This window comes from Streptomyces sp. 3330 (genome assembly GCF_031456635.1).
Taxonomy (GTDB): Bacteria; Actinomycetota; Actinomycetes; order Streptomycetales; family Streptomycetaceae; genus Streptomyces.
Window position 1 is genome coordinate 427,139 of sequence record NZ_JAVDVA010000001.1, and the last position, 20,568, is coordinate 447,706.

Here is a 20,568-nt window from a genome sequence, read left to right on the forward strand (position 1 = left end):
GGCGGCTCGCACGGGGGACGGGCTCGCACGGGGGACGGCGAGCGGCTCCGCTCAGTCGAGATAGCCCCTCAGCTGGTCCGCGAAGGCGTGGTCGCGGAGTTTGTTGAGGGTCTTCGACTCGATCTGCCGGATCCGCTCGCGCGTCACGCCGAAGATGCGGCCGATCTCCTCCAGTGTGCGCGGGCGTCCGTCCGCCAGTCCGTAGCGCAGCTGGACGACCTTCCGTTCGCGTTCGCCGAGGGTGGAGAGCACGGCCTCCAGGTGCTCGCGCAGCAGCAGGAAGGCCGCCGACTCCACGGGGCTGGCCGCGTCGCCGTCCTCGATGAGGTCGCCGAGGGCCACGTCGTCCTCCTCGCCGACCGGGGCGTGCAGCGAGACCGGCTCCTGGGCCAGCCGCAGGACCTCGCCGACGCGTTCCGGCAGCAGGTCGAGCTGGGCGGCGACCTCTTCCGGGGTCGGCTCGTAGCCGCGCTCCTGGAGCATCCGGCGCTGGACGCGGACGACCCGGTTGATGAGTTCGACGACGTGGACCGGGACGCGGATGGTGCGGGCCTGGTCGGCCAGCGCGCGGGACATGGCCTGGCGGATCCACCAGGTGGCGTAGGTGGAGAACTTGTAGCCGCGGGCGTAGTCGAACTTCTCGACCGCCCGGATCAGACCGAGGTTGCCCTCCTGGACGAGGTCGAGCATGGTGAGCCCGCGCCCGACGTACCGTTTGGCGACGGAGACCACGAGCCGCAGGTTGGCCTCGATCAGCCGGCGCTTGGCCATGCGGCCCATGACGACCAGCCGGTCGAGGTCGAGGGCCAGTCGGCTGTCCAGGTCGGTCGCGCCGCTCAGCTTCTCCTCGGCGAACAGGCCGGCCTCCACGGACCGGGCCAGCTCGACCTCCTCGGCCGCGGTGAGCAGCGGGATGCGGCCGATCTCGCGCAGATACTGGCGGAACAGGTCCGAGGAGGGGCGGCCGCTGTCGGCGGCCCGGACGCGGGGCGGCGCGACGAGCTCGGGGGCGTCCTCGGGCGCCTCCTCCAGCGCCTCGACGGGCGGCTCGGTCTCGGGCTCGGTCTCGGTCTCGGCCTGCGTCTCCGGGTGCGTTTCCGGGTGCGTCCCGGGGTGGGTCTCGGGGTGGTGCGCGGCGCGGTGCTGCGGCGGGACGGCGGCCAGGACGTCGGTCTCGGCGTCCGGTTCCGTGCCGTCGGCCGGACCGGCGCCGGTGGTACCGGCCGTACTCTCGGCACTGCTGACGGTCTGGGTCAGGGTCTGGGTCTGCACGGGGGCGACCTCCAGGATGATCGCTGCTGACGTGAGCAGCAGCGGTACTTCGGGGCGGAGTCGGCGGCCACGCCGCGTCCGTCCGGGATCGGCCGCGCTCCGAGGACTCAGGCACCGCCCCCAGTGTGGAGTACGACACACAGCCGCCACGAGGGGCGTGCGGCGACTTTTTGAGTCCGGTCCGTGACCGCGGGTTACCCTGCCGCGGGGCGGCGGCTCAGAGAGCGGACGGGCCCTCGTGCTGCAACGCCCTGTCGTACCTGGTCAGGATCATCATCTCGTTCTGGACGGCGGCCGACTGGGCCGGGTCCGTGTGGCCGAGCCGGGTCAGCGTGCCCTGGAGATCGGTGAGCCTGCGGGCGACGGCCCTGCGACGCACCGTCACCAACTGCTCCCCCGCGTAGTTCTCGTCGACCGTGCGACGCATGATCGCCTCGACCGCGAGCTCCGTCACCATCGCGCGGACCGCGTCGTCGGGCGCGGCCTCCCGGACCCGGACGAGGTACTCCTGTCCGTCCTTGACGCCGTACTCGGCGCCGCCCGCGTCCTGGATCGCCTGGCGTACGGCGGCGTACGGGGCGGCGGTGAACTCGTCGATCCCGTACGCGTCGAAGGCCGGGGAGACCAGTTCGGGGCGCTGGAGCGCGAGCTTGAGCAGCTCGCGTTCGGTGGCGTAGACGGCGTTGCGGAGGTTGAGGGCGGGGCCGCCGGCGGCGGGCCGGGAGGCGGACTCGTACGCTTGCGGGCCGCGGGCCGGCGCCGGGCCCTTGCCGCCCCGGTCGCGGGCCCAACGGGCCAGCTGGGCGACCCTCTTGACGACGAACTGGGTGTCCAGGATGCCGAGCATGCCGGCCAGCTGGACGGCGACCTCGTGCTGCGCGCCGCTGTTCTTGATGCGGGCCACGATGGGCGCGGCCTCGTCGAGGGCGGCGGCGCGGCCCGCGGGGGTGTCGAGGTCGTAGCGGACGAGGATCTGGCGGAGCGCGAACTCGAAGAGCGGGGTGCGGGGTTCGACCAGGTCGGCGACCGCCTCGTCGCCCTTCGCCAGGCGCAGGTCGCAGGGGTCCATGTTGTCCGGCGCGATGGCGATGTACGTCTCGGCGGCGAACTTCTGGTCGTCCTCGAAGGCGCGCAGGGCCGCCTTCTGGCCGGCCGCGTCGCCGTCGAAGGTGAAGATGACCCGGGCGCTGCCGTTGTCCATGAGGAGCCGGCGGAGGATCTTGATGTGGTCGCCGCCGAAGGCCGTGCCGCAGGTCGCGATGGCGGTGGTGACCCCGGCCAGGTGGCAGGCCATGACGTCGGTGTAGCCCTCGACGACGACCGCGCGGCTGGACTTGGCGATGTCCTTCTTCGCGAGGTCGATGCCGTAGAGGACCTGGGACTTCCGGTAGATCGCCGTGTCGGGCGTGTTGAGGTACTTGGGCCCGTTGTCGGCTTCGTAGAGCTTGCGGGCGCCGAAGCCGACGACCTCGCCGCCGATGTCGCGGATGGGCCACATCAGCCGGCCACGGAAGCGGTCGATGGGCCCGCGGCGGCCCTCCTGGGACAGCCCGGAGAGGATCAGCTCCTTGTCGGTGAAGCCCTTGCCGCGCAGATAGCGGGTGAGGTGGTCCCAGCCCTGGGGGCTGTAGCCGACGCCGAAGTGGACGGCCGCGGCCTGGTCGAAGCCGCGCTCGGCGAGGAAGATCCGGCCGGTGTCGGCCTCGGCCCCGGTGGCGAGCTGTTCCGCGTACCACTCGGCGGCGATCTTGTGCGCCTCGACCAGCCGGATGCGTTCGCCGCGCTGGTGGGCGGGGTTGTAGCCGCCCTCCTCGTAGCGCAGGGTGATGCCGGCCTGGGCGGCGAGCCGCTCGACCACCTCGGAGAAGGTGAGGTGGTCGACCTTCATCACGAACGAGATGGTGTCGCCGCCCTCCTGGCAGCCGAAGCAGTGGAACAGTCCCTTGCTCGGGCTGACCTGGAAGGACGGCGACTTCTCGTCGTGGAAGGGGCAGAGGCCCTTGAGGTTGCCGCCGCCCGCGTTGCGCAGCTGGAGGTACTCGGACACCACGGCGTCGATCGGGACCGCGTCCCGTACCGCCTTCACGTCCTCGTCGTTGATCCGTCCTGCCACGAGGTGATTCTACGGGGGCGCGCCGACATCTCCGGCGGGCCGTGAGGCCTGCGAGGCGCCCGGGGCCGTCCGCGCGGCAGTGCCGGGTGCGGCCGGACGCGGGGGCGCGACCGGCCGCACCCGGCCCGCGACGGCCGGACGCGGCCCGGGGGGCGTCCGGAACCCGGTCTACGCGCCGAGGCCGTCCAGCGGCACCCGGGGGTCGGCCAGTGCCTCCGTGTCGACCCGCTCGCGCGAGCGGATCAGCTTCTGGATCGGTTCTGTGACGTCCCACACGTTCACGTTCATCCCGGCCAGGAGGCGGCCCTCCTTCAGCCAGAACGCGATGAATTCCCGCTTGCCCGCGTCACCGCGGATCACCACCTCGTCGTAGGTCCCCGGCGGGGCCCAGCCGCTGTACTCCATGCCCAGGTCGTACTGGTCGGAGAAGAAGTAGGGCACGCGGTCGTAGGTGACGTCCTGGCCGAGCATCGCGCGGGCGGCCGCCGGGCCGCCGTTCAGGGCGTTGGCCCAGTGCTCGACGCGCAGCCGGGTGTCGAAGAGCCCGTGCGGGAAGGAGGCGACGTCGCCGGCCGCGTGGATGTCGGGGTCGGAGGTGCGCAGCCGGGCGTCGACCGCGATCCCGCCGCCGTGCGCGCGGTCGGCGAGGGTGAGGCCCGCCGCCTCCGCGAGGCCCGTGCGCGGGGCCGCGCCGATCGCCGCGAGGACGTCGTGCGCCGGGTGTTCCTCGCCGTCGTCGGTGCGCACGGCGAGCACCATGCCGTCCTGGCCGACGATCTCGGTGAGCCGGGCGCCGAAGTGGAAGCGGACGCCGTGCTCGCGGTGCAGGTCGGCGAAGACGCTGCCGAGCTCCGGGCCGAGGACGCCGTGCAGCGGGGTGGGCTCCGGTTCGACGACGGTGACCTCGGCGCCGTACTCCCGGGCCGCCGCCGCGATCTCCAGGCCGATCCAGCCGCCGCCGGCGATCACGATGTGCCCGTTGTCACGGCCGAGGGCGGTCAGGACGCCCTTGAGGCGCTCGGCGTGCGCCAGTCGGCGCAGATGGTGGACGCCCGCGAGGTCGGTGCCGGGGACGTCCAGCCGACGGGGTTCCGCGCCGGTGACGAGGAGCAGCTTGTCGTAGTGGACGAGCGTGCCGTCGTCGCCGAAGCGGACCGTCTTCGCGGTGCGGTCGATCGCGTCGACGGTCTGGCCGAGGTGCAGCTCGATGTCGTTCTGCGCGTACCAGGCGGGCTCGTGCACGAAGACGCTCTCCCGCGTCTCCTTGCCGAGCAGGAAGCCCTTGGAGAGCGGCGGCCGCTCGTAGGGGTGGTCGCGTTCGTCGCAGATCAGTATCACGCGGCCGGTGAAGCCCTCCGCCCTCAGCGTCTCGGCCGCCTTGGCGCCTGCCAGGCCTCCTCCGACGATGACAAATGTCTGATCCGCGTCGACCACGTGATGCCTCCTACCGGGGATCCGGGGGGTGGTCCCCCGGATAACACTGTGCGTGCCGCCATATGCGAGCGTCCCGCACGCAGGGTGATGGGGGAAGGGGGACGTGCCCGATCAGGGCACGTCGGGTCACGTTCCGGGCCCGTTCGGGCGCACCCGGTCCGCACTTGTCAGGATCTCGTCCGCTCCGTCAGACGGCCGTGGAGCGAGCGGGCGGAGGCGTCGGTGAGGGACGCGATCTGGTCGACGACGACCCGCTTGCGGGCGCGGTCGTCGGGCGCCTGGTCGAACAGCGCGCGGAACTGGGGGTCGAGGCCGTCCGGAGCGCGGGCGGTGAGCGCCTCGGCGAGCTCGCTGATGACGACGCGCTGGTCGGCGCGCAGGACTTCCTGTTCGGCGCGCTGCATGACGTACCGGTCGGCGACCGCCTTGAGGACCGCGCACTCCAGGCGGGCCTCTTCGGGCACCACGAGTTCGGCGCCGTACCGGGTGAGACGGCCGGTGCCGTACCGGGCGCGGGTGGCGCCCTCGGCGGCCAGGCAGAAGCGGCCGATGAGCTGGCTGGTGGCGTCCTTCAGGCGGGCCTGGGCGGCCGCCGTGCCGTCGTAGCCGTGCGGCCACCAGTCCTGGTCCTGGAGACGGTCGAGCGCGGCGGCTAGTTCGGCCGGATCCGTGCCGGCGGGGACGTACCGGCCGACGGCGACCCGGAAGATCTCCCGGCGTTCCGGTTCCGCGTGCAGGCAGTTGGGGTCGATGTGCCCGGCGTGCAGGCCGTCCTCCACGTCGTGCACCGAGTAGGCCACGTCGTCGGCCCAGTCCATGACCTGCGCCTCGAAGCACGTGCGCGTGCCGGGGGCCGTTTCGCGCACCCAGTCGAAGACGGGCCTGTCGTCCTCGTAGACGCCGAACTTGACGGACGCCGGGTCGAGGGGACGGCCGCCCCGGGGCCAGGGGTACTTGGTGGCGGCGTCGAGGGCGGCCCGGGTGAGGTTGAGGCCGACGGAGCCCTCGGCGGTGAAGCGCTTGGGTTCGATGCGGGTGAGGAGCCGCAGCGACTGGGCGTTGCCCTCGAAGCCGCCGCAGTCGCGCGCGAACTCGTTCAGCGCCTGTTCGCCGTTGTGACCGAACGGGGGGTGCCCGAGGTCGTGGGAGAGACAGGCCGCCTCGACCAGATCGGGGTCGCAGCCGAGGGCGGCGCCGAGCTCGCGGCCCACCTGGGCGCACTCCAGGGAGTGGGTGAGGCGGGTGCGCGGGGTGGCGTCCCAGGCGTCGGTGCGGGTGCCCGGGGTGACCACCTGGGTCTTGCCGGAGAGCCTTCTCAGGGCGGAGGAGTGCAGGACGCGGGCGCGGTCTCGTTGGAAGGCGGTCCGGCCGGGGCGTTTGTCCGGCTCGGGGGCCCAGCGGGCGACTGACGTCGGGTCATAGGCGGTGTCGAGGTGTGCGGTGCCTTCCATGTCTCGACAGTAAGCGGCGGGGCCGACAATCGGGCGGCACCGGGCGTCCGACCGGCTGTCGGGTCCGACACGTCGGTGGTGCCCGGGCCCCTGCTCGGCCGGGCGGCGGGACCCGCCGGGCGCGGGCCGCACCCGGGCGGGGCTCAGGCCGGTCTCAGGCCGACGCGAGTTCGGGGGCCGCGCTCGCCGGGGTCGCCCGGGCCTGGTCGTAGCGGTGCAGGAGCAGGCTCGCCATCGCCGGGTGGGTGCCCAGCGGGGCGGACGCGATCCAGGGTGCCGCCTGCGCGGACTCGGTCGCGAAGCGGCCGGGCGCCGTGAAGTAGGAGGCGACCGCCACCCGGTCACGGCCCCGCGCGGCCAGGGCCCGGAGCGCCGTCGGGACGGTCGGGGTCGTCGTGGTGGCGTACGCGGGGACCACCGGGACGCCGAGCCGGCGCGCCAGGAGACGGGCCGTACGGCGGGTGTCGACGGCCGAGTCGGGGTCGCGGGAGCCCGCCGCCGCGAGGACGACCGCGCTCGTGCGGCGTTCCTCCTGCGTCATGTCCGTGCGCCAGCCCGCCTCGACCAGGCGGGTGTACAGGGTCTCCACGAGGAACGGGTGCGGGCCGAGCGGCGCGGCCACGCGCGTGTGCACCCGCGCCTTCGCCGCCGTCTCGGGGATGTCCCGCCGGACGTGATAGCCGCGGGCCAGGAGGAGCGGCACCAGGACGGCGTCCTCCGTGCCCCGGGCGTCGAGGTCGGCGAGGGTGTCCGACAGCAGCGGCTCGTTGAGCTCGATGTGGCCGAGGTGCACCGCCAGACCGGGGCGCTGTTCGCGGACGCGGTCCAGGAGCGTGCGGACGGTGCTCAGGGCGCGCGGGTCGCGGCTGCCGTGGGCGACGACGACCAGCGCGGGCGGGCCGGGACGCCGGCGGCCGTCGAGCTGGACGAGGCTGAGCTGGCTGGCGAGCTGGGAGCTGATCCGGTTCATGATGTGCGCCGTACTGTCGAGGTGGACTTCGGACTCGTCGTACTGAGCGGGCGACGCCTTCATGAACAGATCCTGACGGCACCAGGTTGCACCCCCGTTGCCTGACCGTCACGAGTGTTTTCCGGTAGTTCACGCCGGGCCTGGGCGCGATGTGAGATGCGGCTCGCACCCGGGGAACGAACCGGATCACCGCCGGCTGCGTCTTCTGGGGCCGAAGGGGCTTTCGACCTGTTCGACCTGGGGGGAACACCATATGCACATCCGTCGACCGCGGCTGCCGCGCACCCGAGCCGGTCGGCGGCGGCTGGTGCAGGCCGTGATGGCCGGGTGCGTGCTCGCGCTGCTGCCGGCCACCTGGCTGTACGTGTCCACGGCCGACCGGCTCGGTACGACCGCCGACGCGCCGCGCACCGAGGTCGCCGTCGTGTTCGGCGCGGGCCTGTGGGACGGCGAGCCCTCGCCGTATCTCGCGCACCGGCTGGACGCGGCGGCCGAGCTGTACCGGGCGGGCCGTATCGAGGTCGTGCTGGTGACCGGGGACAACAGCCGCGAGGACTACGACGAGCCCGACGCCATGCGCACCTATCTGACCGGCCACGGGGTGCCGGCCTCGCGGATCGTCAGCGACTACGCCGGTTTCGACACCTGGGACTCCTGCGTCCGCGCGAAGAAGATCTTCGGCGTCGACCGGGCCGTGCTGATCAGCCAGGACTTCCACATCCGGCGGGCGGTCGCCCTGTGCGAGGCGGCGGGGGTGGACTCGTACGGGGTCGGGGTCGCCGCCAAGCACGACGTGACCTGGTACTACGGGGGCGCCCGGGAGGTTCTCGCGGCCGGCAAGGCGGCCCTGGACGCGGTGTTCGAGCCGGACCCGAGGTTCCTCGGGCCGAAGGAACCGGGAGTGACGCGGGCCCTCGCCGACGCCTCCTGACGGGCGCCTCCCGGCGGGCGGCCCGCGGTGGGCGCCGCACGCCGGGTGCCCTTCGCGGGCGCCTCACGGTGGGCGCCGTCCGGCGGGGAGGGCACCACCACACCGCCGTAACAGGAGACCGCACGGCGCGTAACACGGCCGAAGCACGCTGGGGCGTATGCCGACCACTTCGACGCCCACCCACTGCCCGTACTGCGCCCTGCAGTGCGGGATGGCCCTGTCGCCCCTGCCCACGGGGGGCGTCGAGGTGGTCGAGCGCACGGACTTCCCGGTGAACCGGGGCGCGCTGTGCGGCAAGGGCCGTACGGCGCCCGCGGTGCTCTCCTCCCGCGTGCGGCTGACCTCCCCGTTGGTGCGGTCCGGCGACGCGCTCGTGCCGGCCACCTGGGAGGAGGCGCTGGACCGGATCGCCGGGGAGTTCGCCCGGGTGCGCGCCGAGCACGGGGCCGACGCGCTCGGCGTGTTCGGCGGAGGCGGGCTGACGAACGAGAAGGCGTACACGCTCGGCAAGTTCGCGCGGGTCGTGCTCGGCACCTCGCAGATCGACTACAACGGCCGTTTCTGCATGTCGTCCGCGGCGGCGGCCGGCATCAAGGCGTTCGGGCTCGACCGCGGGCTCCCGTTCCCGCTGGAGGACATCCCGAGGACGGGGTGCGTGATCCTGGTCGGATCCAACCTCGCGGAGACCATGCCGCCCGCGCTGCGGTTCTTCCACGAACTGCGCGAGAACGGCGGCACGCTGATCGTGATCGACCCGCGCCGCACGAAGACCGCCGAACAGGCCGACCTGCACCTCGCGCCCCGCCCGGGCACGGATCTCGCGCTGGCGCTGGGTCTGCTGCACCTGATCGTCGCCGAGGGACGGGTCGACGAGGAGTACGTGCGGGAGCGGACCACGGGCTGGGAGGACGCGCGAGCGGCCGCCATGGCCCACTGGCCGGAGTACGTGGAACGGATCACGGGGGTGTCCGTTCCACAACTTCGCGAGACCGTGCGGCTGTTCTGCGAACCCGAGGCCGCGATGGTGCTGACCGCGCGCGGGCCCGAGCAGCAGTCCAAGGGCACCGACACGGTCGGCGCGTGGATCAACCTGTGCCTCGCGACGGGGCGGGCCGGGCGACCGCTCAGCGGCTACGGCTGTCTGACCGGGCAGGGCAACGGACAGGGCGGCCGCGAGCACGGCCAGAAGGCCGACCAGCTGCCCGGCTACCGCAAGCTGGACGACCCGGCCGCCCGGCGGCACGTCGCCGAGGTGTGGGGCGTGGACCCGGACTCGCTGCCCGGCCCGGGCCGCAGCGCGTACGAGCTGCTGGACGCGCTGGGATCCGACGTCCGGTCGCTGCTGCTGATGGGGTCGAACCCGGTGGTCTCGGCGCCGCACGCCGCGCACATCGAGGAGCGCATCAAGTCCCTGGAGTTCCTCGCCGTCTGCGATGTCGTCCTGTCCGAGACGGCGGCCCTCGCGGACGTCGTCCTGCCGGTCACCCAGTGGGCCGAGGAGACGGGGACGACGACCAGCCTGGAGGGAAGGGTCCTGCTGCGCCGCCGGGCGATCACCGCCCCGGAAGGGGTACGGAGCGATCTGGAGGTCCTGCACGAGCTGGCGGCACGGCTGGGCGTCGAGAAGGGCTTCCCGACCGACCCCGAGGAGGTCTTCGAGGAACTCCGCCGGGCCAGCGCGGGCGGCGTCGCGGACTACTCCGGCATCAGCTACGCCCGTCTGAGGGAACAGAGCGGAGCCGGCGTGTTCTGGCCCTGCCCGGCAGAACCGGAGCCGGGGACGGGGGCGGGGACGGGGACGGGGGCGGCGACGCAGGCGGACTCGGAGGCTCGGGTCGCAGCGGAGGCCGGGTCGGGTGCCGACACGGAAGCGGAGACGCGGACCGGAGAAGGCGCCCGGGGAGCCGTCGCGGGAGGCGAGCAGGGAGCCGTCGCGGGAGGCGAGCAGGGGCGTCGGCATTCCGGTACGCCCCGGCTCTTCCTCGACCGGTTCGCCACGGAGGACGGACGGGCGCGCTTCGTGCCGGTCTCGCACCGGCCCAACGCCGAGGAACCGGACGACGACTACCCCGTCCTGCTCACCACCGGGCGGGTCGTGTCGCAGTACCAGTCCGGCGCCCAGACCCGCCGCGTGGACGAGCTGAACGCCGCCGCGCCCGGACCGTTCGTGGAGCTGCACCCACGGCTGGCGGCACGCCTCGGAGCGTCCGAGGGCGACCCGCTGGCCGTGGTGTCGCGACGCGGACGGGCGGTGGCACCGGCCCGGATCACCACCGGGATCCGCCCCGACACCGTCTTCATGCCGTTCCACTGGCCGGGCGAGGGCCGCGCCAACACGCTGACCAACCCGGCGCTGGACCCCACCTCGCGCATGCCGGAGTTCAAGGTGTGCGCGGTCCGGGTGGAGATCGCCGGGTGACCGGCCGCCGGCAGGTCGACCGGCCGGGTCGGCCGGACAGGCGCGGGGCGAGGCCGTCCGGGACGACCGCCAGGCGGTACCGGAACGTCCCGTCGCACAGCGCGACGGAATCGGCGTCCGTCGCGGCGGCGTCCGCGTAGCCGCCGGCCAGATGGTCGTGCCCGGCGGCGGCCGTCCGGGCGCCGGCCGGGGGCTCCGTCAGCCGGCGGACGTCCAGCCCGGGAGGGCCGGCAGGACCTTCTGCGCGATGCTCGACAGGGCGGCGTCGTCCGGTCGCACGTCGTCCTGGCGCCAGATGGCGAGCTCGTAGGAACCGCCGCCGTCCTTGGTGTCCGGGGCGACGACCAGGGCGCGGGCGATGCCGCCGGGACCGGCGTCGGACTTGCCGCCGCCGAGGTCGAAGCTGAAGGCGATCGTCTGGCTGGAGTAGAGCACCGCGGGGTGGCCGAGGACCGTCCTGGACTCCGCTTCGTTCAGCAGGCCCTCCATCCCGGCGATCGGGAGGTCGTCGTAGGACCGCGAGAGCTTCACGGTGTACGTGTCCAGCTGGACGGTGCCCTCCGGGCTGGGGATCTCGGTGCCGCTCGCCATCTTGACCGCGCCGTCGCTGCCGTAGGCCGTCAGCGCGTGCTCCTGCGGCGTGCCGAGAAGCGCCGGCAGGTCCGCGCGGTTCAGCGCCGTGCACAGCTGCGTCCCGGAGATGCGCTGCGCCGCCTTCGCCTCCTCGGCCGCCTTCTCGTCCTCGTCGTCGACGGTGCAGACCGCCGGTTTGTCGGCGGCCGCCGCGTCGTTCTTCTGGATCACGTAGAGCCCGCCTCCGAGCGCCCCGACCACCACCAGCGCCGCGATGGCCTGAGCCCATGCGTTCGGGCCCTTCTCGGGCGCGGCAACCATCTCGGCCATGTCCCCCACAACCCCCATTACCCCCGGTACCCCCCGGTACCGCCTGGTCGCGCCGGATGCGCGCGGGGGGAGCGTAGCGGGTGGATCCGGCCATGGGGAAGTGAGTTCCTCACCAGTAGGTGAGGTCCAGGACCCGGGCGCACTGCGGATCCCCGTCGTCCGCCGCCATCCGCTCGACCTCCCCGAGGAGCAGCGAAGGGAGCGCCGCGATCAGCGCCGTGAGCGCCCCGGTCGTCCGGACGTCGGCGGCGGTCACCCCGGGGAGCCCGTCGGCCCGGAAGTACAGGCGCACCCGGTCCTGGTCCAGGAAGAGGAAGCCGTGCAGGAGGGGATCCGTCGCGTGGGTCTCGTCGAAGCACGTGGCCCGGGCCAGGGTGCGCACCAGCCGGAGCCCCCGGTCGGCCGCGCTCTCGTCGGCCCGCGGCACGACCGCCGGGTCCACGGGGACGAGCGGCATCCCCCTCACGGCCGTGCGGCTCCCGTCCGGCGATCGGCCGCCCGCCCCGCACAGGGTGCGCAGCATCCCGATGACGTCATAGGCGGTCACAGGGTCGCCGCCGACGAGGAGCGGAAACTCGTACAGCGTCAACTCCCCTGTGTCCACGGCGTCCACGGGCCCGACGGCGACCCGTACGGCATCGACGCCGCCGGGAGCGGGCAGCACCCCGCGCACGTACGACTCCCCGACGAGCGGGGCGTGCAGATGCTGCAGCATGAGGGGGATCAGGTCCGCCTGATCCCGCACGGTCTCTTCGTCCACGGGGGCATTGTGGACGCCCCGGCGTGAGGCGCGGCCCGGCGATCGACCGTGTCGGCGCGTCACTGCGGGGAGATCCTCGATGGCCGCAGGCTCACCCGGCGCCTTTCCGGGGCCGGCGACCGGGTTCGGAATGCGGCGGGCGAGCCGACCGAACCACGGCCGCTCCGCCCCCCGGCCCTCAGCTCAGGGCGTGGATGTCAGACCCGGCTGCTGGCTTCCGCCGTCCCGGACGAACGGACCGGACCAGCGGAACGGAGGCGACGGCTGATGGGGGCTTCGGAGTGGGACTACTACGTGCCGTATCAGGAGGACTTGAACGCTGCGCTGCAGCGGCTGCGCCGTGAGGTGTTCGACGCCGGGGACTACTACTGGGTCAACGGCGGCGACTGGCGACCCGAGGCGGAGCGGGAACCTCGCCCGCAGTCCCTGGAGGAGCTGTGGGAGGACGAGTTGGTCCAGGAGACCGGCACCCACTCGATCCTGGACGTCTTCCACGTCGTGGGGCCCGGCGAATCCCCGGACTACAGCACCGTGGCACCCGTGACGGCCGAGGAAGCGCGGGAGCGGCTGGGCACCGACGAACTGACCCGCGCCCACGTCACGGACTTCGACGTCTTCCCACGGTCCCGGTGGATCGGACGATGCGCGGTACTCCACGACGACGAGGACGCCCCCCAGGAGATCTACTTCTGGGGCCACTCGGGCGACTGACCCACGGGTACGGGGCAGCAGGTCCGGTCGTCGATCCGGTTCGGTGGGCTCCGGGCTCGTACGTGGTCGCCCGCGACTGAGCGCGCGACGGCCGTCCCGGTCCCGGGGCCCGGGATCGAGGCGGCCGCGTCACACCGTTGATGTCGGGTCAGTTCACGTTGACCGCGGTCCAGGCCGCCGCGACCGCGTTGTACTCCGTGGAGCCCGTGCCGTAGAGGTCGCGGGCCGCGTTCAGGGTGGCTGTCCTCGCCGCCGCGTAGTTCGTCGAGGACGTCATGTAGACGGTCAGCGCCCGGTACCAGATCGCGCCGAGCTTGTCGCGGCCGATGCCGGTGACCGTCGAGCCGTTGTACGTCGGGGAGTTGTAGGTGACGCCGTTGACGGTCTTCGTGCCGCTGCCCTCCGCGAGGAGGTAGGCGAAGTGGTTGGCGACGCCGGACGAGTAGTGGACGTCCAGGTTGCCGACCGAACTGCTCCAGTAGTCCGCGGAGTTGCCGTCCTTGCTCGGCTTGTCCATGTACCGCAGGGCGTCCCGGCCGAAGCCGGAGCGGACGATCTTCTCACCGATGAGGTAGTCACCGGCGTCGGAGGAGTTCCCGGCGTAGAACTCGACCAGGCTGCCGAAGATGTCGGACGTGGCCTCGTTCAGGCCGCCCGACTCGCCGGAGTAGGTCAGCTTGGCGGTCTTGGAGGTCACGCCGTGGGACATCTCATGGCCCGCCACGTCCAGGGCGACCAGCGGACCCAGCTGGGTCCCGTCACCGTCGCCGTAGGTCATGCAGAAGCAACTGTCGTCCCAGAAGGCGTTGTTGTAGCTGTTGCCGTAGTGGACGCGGTTGTAGGAGCCCTTGCCGTCGTTGCCGATGCCGTTGCGGCCGTGCACGTTCTTGTAGTAGTCCCAGGTCACGTCGGTGCCGTACTGGGCGTCGACGGCCGCCGTGGAGCGGTCCGCCGTGGTGCCGGTGCCCCAGTGGTTGTCGGCGTCCGTGAAGAGGGTCGCGGGGGCGCGGCTGATGCAGATGCCGAAGATGCACAGGTCGGTCTTGTTGGCCGCGTCGCCGGTGTACGTGTTGCCGCGGGTCGGGTCCTTGAGCTGGTACGTCGATCCCGAGAGGGTCGTCTGCAGCGGGACCGTGCCCCCGTACAGGGACTTGCCGTCGCCCGAGGCGGTCTCGATGGTGTCCCAGGCGTCGATCCGGGCGCCGGTGCGGGCGTCGGTCAGCACCGCGCGGGCGACCGGGTTGCCGAGCGTGTCCAGGGCGACGACGTCCGTCCGCCAGGCCAGCTTCAGGGTGCCGTGCAGTGCGTCGACGACCAGCCGCGGCTTGGCCTTCACCTGCTTCAGCGTCTCGCCGAGGTTGGCCGCGCGCAGCGCGTTCACGGCGATGTCGGCGGCCTGCGGAGCGGACACCTTCGGGGTGATGCTCGCCAGCGAGATCGGCGCCCGCGTCGCCCGGTTCGCGCTGCGGTACGCGCCGTCGGGCGCCAGGTGGACGACGAAGTCACCGCCCAGCACAGGCAGTTGGCGGTAGGTGCGGTCGTAGCGGACGTGCTGGGTGCCGTCCTTGTCGACGATCACGTCCCGCACGGAGGTGCCCTGCACGGAGGTGAGGCCGAGGCTCGCCGCGTGGTCGGCGAGGACCGCCGCGGCGTTGTCGAGCGCCGTCGCCCGGGTCGGTCTGTCGGCCGCGTCGGCGACCGGGGAGAGTACGGCGGCCAGGAGCGTGGCCGTGGTGGCGGCGATACCGGCGGTGGCGAGACGGGAACCTCGGACGTGCTGCCGTATCCGACTCATCAGTGTCTTCGGTCTCCTCGAGAAGGCGCCGTGGGGGGCGCGTGTGGGGGTGGCCTGTGGGTGGCCTGTGGAGGTGGCGCTGATGTCGTCCTGGCATTTAAGAGGGCATGACATGTCATGTCCATAGCGCATGCGCGATGGACCGGTGAGAGGGCGGTGAGGGGAGAGAATCGTTTCCGTGAGCGCCCCGGAACTCCCCTTCTTCGTCTACGGCACCCTCCGTCCCGGCGAGGTCAACCACGACCTCCTCCTGCGCGGTCGCACCCTCCGCGAGGAACCGGCCCGGCTGGCGGGAGCGGTGCTCTACCGGGGGCCCGGCTATCCCTACGCGGTGGAGGAGCCGGGGGACGCAACGGGCGCGTCGGTGGCCGGCGAACTCGTCACGCCGCACCCGCGGGCGTACGCGCGGCTGCTCGCCGAGCTCGACCGGCTGGAGGAGTACGTGCCGGGCGACCCGCGCAACCTGTACGAGCGGGTCGCGCGCGAGGTGACGATGACCGGGGGCGGACCTGGAGCCGGGGGCGGGAGCGGGCCCCGGAGCGGCGCCCGGAGCGGGGAGGGGCGTGGAGGCGGGAGCGGAGGCCGAGGGGGAGGTGGAGGCGCGGAGGCGGGCGGCGACGGGGAGGCGGACGGCGCGGTCCGCGCAGGCCGGGTCCCCGCCGTGCGCGCCTGGGTGTACGTCGCCGCGCCCGCCGTAGCCGACCGTCTGCGGGCCCGGGGCGAACTCATCGCGAGCGGGGACTGGCACACCCGGCACTGACCCCCGCCCGGGCGTGAGCCGCCGGTCCGCCCGCGCCCGCGTCGCCGGGCCCTCGGGCGGAAGCCGTGAAGCCTGTCCCCACGCGAGCCGTGGGGCCTGCCTCCACGCGAGCCGTGGGGCCTGCCTCCACGCGAGCCGTGGGGCCTGCCTCCACGCGAGCCGTGGGGCCTGCCTCCACGCGAGCCGTGGAGCCTGTCGCCGTGGGAGCCGGAGCGCCTGTCGCCGTGCGAGCCGGAGGGCGCGTCCCCTCGCGAGCCGTCGGGCCGCCCCGCGCCCGGCGCCGTCCCGTCCCGGCGGTTGCTCGCCCCTCGGCGGTCACCCGTTCACCCGCCCCGCGGGCGCTTTTCCGAGCCGAGCCCTCCGTACGCCGGTGACCTGGTGAAACCCTGGCACGGGCCACTCTCCCGCGCGCCCGTCCGACACCCATTCATCCCATTCCTGACGCTCCCTCAGGAAGCGCGCTCGGCGTGCTGCGACTTACCTCGGAAGGGCAGGGAGACTCGAAGAGCTCGAAGGAGCACCGATGCGACGCACCGCCCGTCGTACCGCACGTCGTGCCGCGCATGTGCTGGCCGGTACCGCCCTCGCCGTCATCGCCACGGCCGGGTTCGCCGCGCCCGTTGGCGCCGTCGACGCCGGTACCCGTGCCGGAAGTCTGGAGGTGTTCCCCTCCACCGCGGTGCCGGGCGGGCAGGTCTCCGTGAACACGGCGGCGTGCGGCGACGGCGGAGCGGCGACGGGCGACGCCGGGGCCGTGGGCGCCGGTCGCTTCCCGCTCGCGCCCAGCGCGCACAAGGGCGAGGCGATCGGACAGTTCCGGGTGCCGCCGAGCGCGCAGCCGGGCACGTACGAGATCGTCGCGGAGTGCGCCGCGGGCGGGCGGCGCGTCACCGGGGACCTGGTGGTCGTGCTGGCCTCCGACCGGCAGCCGGTGCATCCGCGGGGAAGTGTGAAGACGGGGGTCGGCGGCGCACTGGGCCCCGACCCCGTACAGACCGCGGCCGGTGTGGCGGCTCTCGCCGTCGCCGCCGCGGGCGGTACCTGGCTCCTGCATCGCCGGGCGAGAGGCGACGGGATCTGACGGACACCCTCCGCTGTCCGTCCGCCGGTACCGCATGTCCCCTCCCCCTCCGGGTCCGACGCCCCTCGCGGCCCGGAGGGGGAACGGGGTTCCCACCCGACCGACCAGGAGATCCACGGAAGGCGTCCACCCGAAGAACCACGGAGAAGGGTCCTGGGATGCGCAGGGTCGGCAACACCGTCATAGCGGCCGTCACCGTGATCGCGCTCGGCGGCGGCGCCTGGCTGCTGCACAGCGGCACCGAGACACACGCCCCGCCGCAGCCGTCCGCGGCCCAGGCCCACTCGGCCGGCTCGGACCTACGGGCCCCTTCCGCCCCGGCGCTGCCGCCCTCCCCGCCCGACCGCGTCCGCATCCCCGCGATCCGGGTGGACGCCCCGCTGACGGGCCTCGCCCTCACCCCGTCCGGCAGCCTCAACGTCCCGCCCGCCGAGAAGAAGAACCTGGCCGGCTGGTACGAGGCCGGCACCACCCCCGGCGAGCGGGGCACCGCGATCGTCGCCGGCCATGTGGACAACGCCGACGGTCCCGCCGTCTTCTACGACCTGGGCGCCCTGCGCAAGGGCAGCGCGATCGAGGTGGACCGGCGCGACGGAAGCGTCGCCGTGTTCACCGTGGACGCCGTCGAGGTCTACCAGGCACGGGACTTCCCCGACGAGAAGGTGTACGGGGCGGCGAGCAGGCCGGAGCTGCGGGTGATCACCTGTGGCGGGGGATACACGAAGGCGACCGGCTATCAGGGAAACGTCGTCGTTTTCGCGCACCTGACCTCCTCGCGCACCTGACCTCGTCGGGCACCTGACCTCGTCGCGCTGCCCCCTCCCGCACCTGCCCCCTCGCATGCCCGGCCTCCCCGCACACCTGCCCCCTCGCATGCCCGGCCTCCCCGCACGCCCGGCCCCTCGCATGCCCCGGCCTCCCCGCACGCCCGGCCCCTCGCATGCCCCGGCCTCCCCGCACGCCCGGGCTCCCGGGCTCCCTTCCGGGCGGCCCGGGCGGCCCGGACTGCCCGGCGGGATGCTTCGGGCTTGTCGCGGATTGGTTAACTCGCCGCCAACAGAGGGGAATTGGCAGATGATCGGAGCATGCGTTCTCAGGAACAGCAGGACACCGCCGCCCGTCCCGCCCGGACGACACCCGCCACGACGCGCTCGTCGGACGCCGCCGCGCCGACCGTGTCCGCCGGACCGGCCGGGCCCGTGGGCGCGCTCTCCGCGGGCCGGTTGCTGGCGTTGCAGCGCACGGCCGGCAACGCGGCCGTCGTCCAGGCACTGGAACAGCAGCGGCAGGCCCAGCGACACACGCACGGGCCCTCCTGCGGTCACCCCGGCCCCACCCCCGTGCAGCGCCACGCGCACGGGCCCTCCTGCGGGCACGAGGAGTCCGGACCCGTGCAGCGTTCGTCCGTGCCGGACGTGCTGCGCACCGCCGGGCAGCCGCTGGACGGGACGGTCCGCACGGAGATGGAGGCGCGGCTGGGCGCCGACTTCTCCGACGTGCGGCTGCACACCGGTCCGACCGCCCAGCGCTCGGCGGCCGAGGTGGGGGCCCGCGCCTACACCTCCGGCAGCCATGTCGTCATCGGCGCGGGCGGAGCGGACCGGCACACCCTTGCCCATGAGCTGACGCACGTCATCCAGCAGCGCCAGGGGCCGGTCGCGGGTACCGACAACGGTTCGGGGCTCAGCGTGTCGGACCCCTCCGACCGCTTCGAACGCGCGGCGGAGGAGAACGCCCGCCGCGTCCTGGCCGGTCCCGCGCCCACCGGGGCGCCGCCCGTGCAGCGCACGGCGGCCGCTCCCGCCCGCGCCGGCGGGGACATCGCGGTACAGCGCTTCGGCGACGGCGAGGCGCCCTTCGACCACGCCCAGTACTACGCGAAGACGGGCTGGCAGGCGGCGGCCGAGGAGTTCGAGAAGCGGCTGGGCGCGTACTCCTTCGGGCATCCCCGGGCGCTCGCCGCGGCCCGCAAGACCGTGGAGCGGCTCAAGCAGCTGCTCATCGCCTACGCCCGCTCGGAGCACAAGGACACGGCACTCGCCAACAAGTCGTTCTTCAAGAACGACAGGACGAGCGCCGGGCAGGTGGGCGAGGGGATGACCACCGAGCAGATCAAGGACTTCTTCTCCCGGGACGGCAACGTCCGTGAGCTGATCACGGCCGTCTACAACGCCGCGTACTACAACAAGGGAGCCGAACTCTCCCTCAAGGACGTCCTCAACGGCATCATCGGGCCCAAGCCGCAGCTCGCGTCGACGCTCGGCATGGACGAGGAGGAGCTGAAGAAGCACTCCGCGTTCCTCAACGGCTGGTCCCGGCCTCCCCTGTGGGCCGCGGCGAACCTCGCGGGCAAGGGCTACAACTACGAGAAGGACCCGTACGCGCTGGGCAACCTGCTGTGGCAGTCGGACCCGGAGTCCTTCGCCGGCGACACCCTCGAAATGATCAACAGTCAGGGGCCGCGCAAGGAGCGGAGCGAGTCCGACAAGGAGGCCAAGCGCAAGACGCCCCGCGACTACGCGGACCGGGGCGCCCCGCTCAGCGCGCGCGAGCTGGCGTTCGTCGGCAAGTCCGGTCCGGACGACAAGCTGCCCTGGAACGAGGGCACGGCCTACTGGGAGATCCAGCAGAACGAGGCCTGGCCGAAGGCGAACGCGGCGCGCGGCATCCCGGTCGTCGCCGGCATGTCCGGGACCACGACCCGGATGCTCAAGACCTTCCAGTGGATCAAGGTCTCCGGGGTGGACGTGTTCGACTACCGGATGGCCGTGATGGGCTGGATGCTGCCGTCCTGGGACCACTCGCTGTACGAGATCCTGCGCGGTTCCTGGGCGGCCGGGGTCAAGGGTCCCGGCGAGTCCGCGAGCCGGGCGGGCAAGGGCGCGGCGCTCATGTACCAGAAGATCGCGCCCTTCACGGAGGAGGAGCTGCGGCAGAACGTCTGCGTCGACGGACAGTTCCCGCACGAGCTGATGTACCTCGCCGAGGCCAACAAGCCCCGTACTGTCGCCCCCGCGACGAGCGGCTTCATGGAACCCGGCCAGAGCGCGGCGGCCCAGGTGCCGGGCAAGTACAACGCCTTCGTGGCGGGCGACACCGCGCCCACGCCGCGCATGGCCCAGTGGAAGGCGGACAACAACGGCGCCTCCACCGAGGCCGTCGCGCAGAAGTTCAAGCCCGCCCACGCGACCGCGCTGATGGCGTACACCGGCGGCGCGCACCAGATGATCAACTCGGTGGTGCGCAGCCGGCTGCTGCCCGAGGGGTACGCGCCGTACGGCACCGTCGGCATGGCCACCGCCGGCGCCGAGGCCGTCTCGTTGCGGCAGATCAAGAGCCAGCTCAGCTGGGCCGCCCAGAACAGCCACCAGCAGGAGAAGGTGCCCACCCTCGACGAGGATCCGGTGATCGCGCCGCAGCTCGCGGCCGCCCGGGGCGCGGACCCGGTGGCCAAGGAGGCGGCGATGGCCGTCATCGACGCGCGGATCGAGGCCCTCGCCCCCGCGCTCTTCGAGGAGCTCAAGGCGCACGCCGACATGACGATGGAGGCGCTGCACCGGCTGCCTCCCGTCACCGGCACGGTCTACCGCGGCGACTGGAACCTCGGCGGGGACGAGTCGGTGTACCGCCTCGGCAAGCAGGCCGCGCTGAACTACCGGCCCGGCTCCGTCTTCACCAGCTCCTTCGACAGCACCAGCAGACAGGAGGACGTGGGACTGGGGTTCATGCGCAACCAGCGGGTCTCGGGCACGAAGACGCACCGGATCCTGCTGGAGCTGACGCTCACCGGGAAGTACGGCCGTGACATCGACCCCTTCCACCAGTACCAGGGCAGCGAGGCGGAGGTCCTGCTCATGCCGGGCGCGAGCTTCAAGGTGGACAGGAGCGAGTGGAGGCAGGACCCGGGACACGACCCGGCGAACGGCGGCAGCGACTGGTACGAGCACGTCTACGCGACGGAGGTGTGA

15 protein-coding genes are annotated in these 20,568 nt (G+C 73.1%); 7 read left to right on the top strand and 8 right to left on the bottom strand.

Features of this window, described 5'->3' with window-relative positions; translation table 11 throughout:
• Nucleotides 1–51: 51 nt before the first annotated feature.
• From J2X68_RS01920 to J2X68_RS01940, 5 genes are all read right to left on the bottom strand, one after another.
• Nucleotides 52–1,314, bottom strand: a complete 1,263-nt coding sequence (locus J2X68_RS01920) for an RNA polymerase sigma factor (RefSeq protein ID WP_310430900.1) — start codon at nucleotides 1,312–1,314, stop codon at nucleotides 52–54.
• 175 nt (nucleotides 1,315–1,489) lie between these two features.
• Nucleotides 1,490–3,385: a DNA primase gene (dnaG, locus tag J2X68_RS01925; protein WP_310430625.1), complete on the bottom strand. Its 1,896-nt coding sequence runs from the start codon at nucleotides 3,383–3,385 to the stop codon at nucleotides 1,490–1,492.
• A gap of 168 nt (nucleotides 3,386–3,553) precedes the next feature.
• Nucleotides 3,554–4,819 carry an FAD-dependent oxidoreductase gene (locus J2X68_RS01930; protein ID WP_310430626.1) on the bottom strand — a complete coding sequence of 422 codons (1,266 nt, stop codon included), beginning with the start codon at nucleotides 4,817–4,819 and terminating at the stop codon, nucleotides 3,554–3,556.
• Between the two features lie 167 nt (nucleotides 4,820–4,986).
• The gene (locus J2X68_RS01935; RefSeq protein ID WP_310430627.1) at nucleotides 4,987–6,270 is read right to left on the bottom strand and encodes a deoxyguanosinetriphosphate triphosphohydrolase; all 1,284 of its coding nucleotides are present in this window, start codon (nucleotides 6,268–6,270) and stop codon (nucleotides 4,987–4,989) included.
• Nucleotides 6,271–6,424: 154 nt separating this feature from the next.
• Nucleotides 6,425–7,303, bottom strand: coding sequence for a sirohydrochlorin chelatase (locus tag J2X68_RS01940; protein ID WP_310430628.1), 879 nt, complete (start codon nucleotides 7,301–7,303; stop codon nucleotides 6,425–6,427).
• A gap of 190 nt (nucleotides 7,304–7,493) precedes the next feature.
• Between J2X68_RS01940 and J2X68_RS01945 the strand changes: the two genes are divergently transcribed.
• A complete protein-coding gene (locus J2X68_RS01945; RefSeq protein WP_310430629.1) occupies nucleotides 7,494–8,171 on the top strand; it encodes an ElyC/SanA/YdcF family protein in 678 nt (225 codons plus the stop codon).
• Between the two features lie 157 nt (nucleotides 8,172–8,328).
• Entirely contained in the window at nucleotides 8,329–10,590 is a 2,262-nt protein-coding gene (locus J2X68_RS01950) for a molybdopterin oxidoreductase family protein (protein ID WP_310430630.1), read from the top strand.
• Nucleotides 10,591–10,788: 198 nt separating this feature from the next.
• On the opposite strand, the gene J2X68_RS01955 is transcribed toward J2X68_RS01950, so the two are convergent.
• Together J2X68_RS01955 and J2X68_RS01960 are read right to left on the bottom strand one after the other, a co-directional pair.
• Nucleotides 10,789–11,493 (bottom strand): DUF6215 domain-containing protein, encoded by a 705-nt coding sequence (locus J2X68_RS01955; protein ID WP_310430631.1) that lies wholly within the window; start codon nucleotides 11,491–11,493, stop codon nucleotides 10,789–10,791.
• A 109-nt stretch (nucleotides 11,494–11,602) separates the two neighbouring features.
• Entirely contained in the window at nucleotides 11,603–12,253 is a 651-nt protein-coding gene (locus J2X68_RS01960) for a hypothetical protein (RefSeq protein ID WP_310430632.1), read from the bottom strand.
• A 267-nt stretch (nucleotides 12,254–12,520) separates the two neighbouring features.
• On the opposite strand from J2X68_RS01960, the gene J2X68_RS01965 reads away from it, so the two are divergent.
• The gene (locus J2X68_RS01965; protein WP_310430633.1) at nucleotides 12,521–12,964 is read left to right on the top strand and encodes a hypothetical protein; all 444 of its coding nucleotides are present in this window, start codon (nucleotides 12,521–12,523) and stop codon (nucleotides 12,962–12,964) included.
• A 148-nt stretch (nucleotides 12,965–13,112) separates the two neighbouring features.
• Here the strand turns inward: J2X68_RS01965 and J2X68_RS01970 are convergent, their stop codons facing one another.
• Entirely contained in the window at nucleotides 13,113–14,759 is a 1,647-nt protein-coding gene (locus J2X68_RS01970) for a M4 family metallopeptidase (protein ID WP_310430634.1), read from the bottom strand.
• Between the two features lie 178 nt (nucleotides 14,760–14,937).
• Between J2X68_RS01970 and J2X68_RS01975 the strand changes: the two genes are divergently transcribed.
• From J2X68_RS01975 to J2X68_RS01990, 4 genes are all read left to right on the top strand, one after another.
• Nucleotides 14,938–15,519 carry a gamma-glutamylcyclotransferase family protein gene (locus J2X68_RS01975; protein WP_310430635.1) on the top strand — a complete coding sequence of 194 codons (582 nt, stop codon included), beginning with the start codon at nucleotides 14,938–14,940 and terminating at the stop codon, nucleotides 15,517–15,519.
• A gap of 523 nt (nucleotides 15,520–16,042) precedes the next feature.
• A complete protein-coding gene (locus J2X68_RS01980; protein ID WP_310430636.1) occupies nucleotides 16,043–16,600 on the top strand; it encodes a hypothetical protein in 558 nt (185 codons plus the stop codon).
• Nucleotides 16,601–16,758: 158 nt separating this feature from the next.
• On the top strand, nucleotides 16,759–17,385 hold the full coding sequence (locus tag J2X68_RS01985; protein ID WP_310430637.1) for a class F sortase: 627 nt from the start codon (nucleotides 16,759–16,761) through the stop codon (nucleotides 17,383–17,385).
• A 300-nt stretch (nucleotides 17,386–17,685) separates the two neighbouring features.
• Nucleotides 17,686–20,568 (top strand): DUF4157 domain-containing protein, encoded by a 2,883-nt coding sequence (locus tag J2X68_RS01990; RefSeq protein ID WP_310430638.1) that lies wholly within the window; start codon nucleotides 17,686–17,688, stop codon nucleotides 20,566–20,568.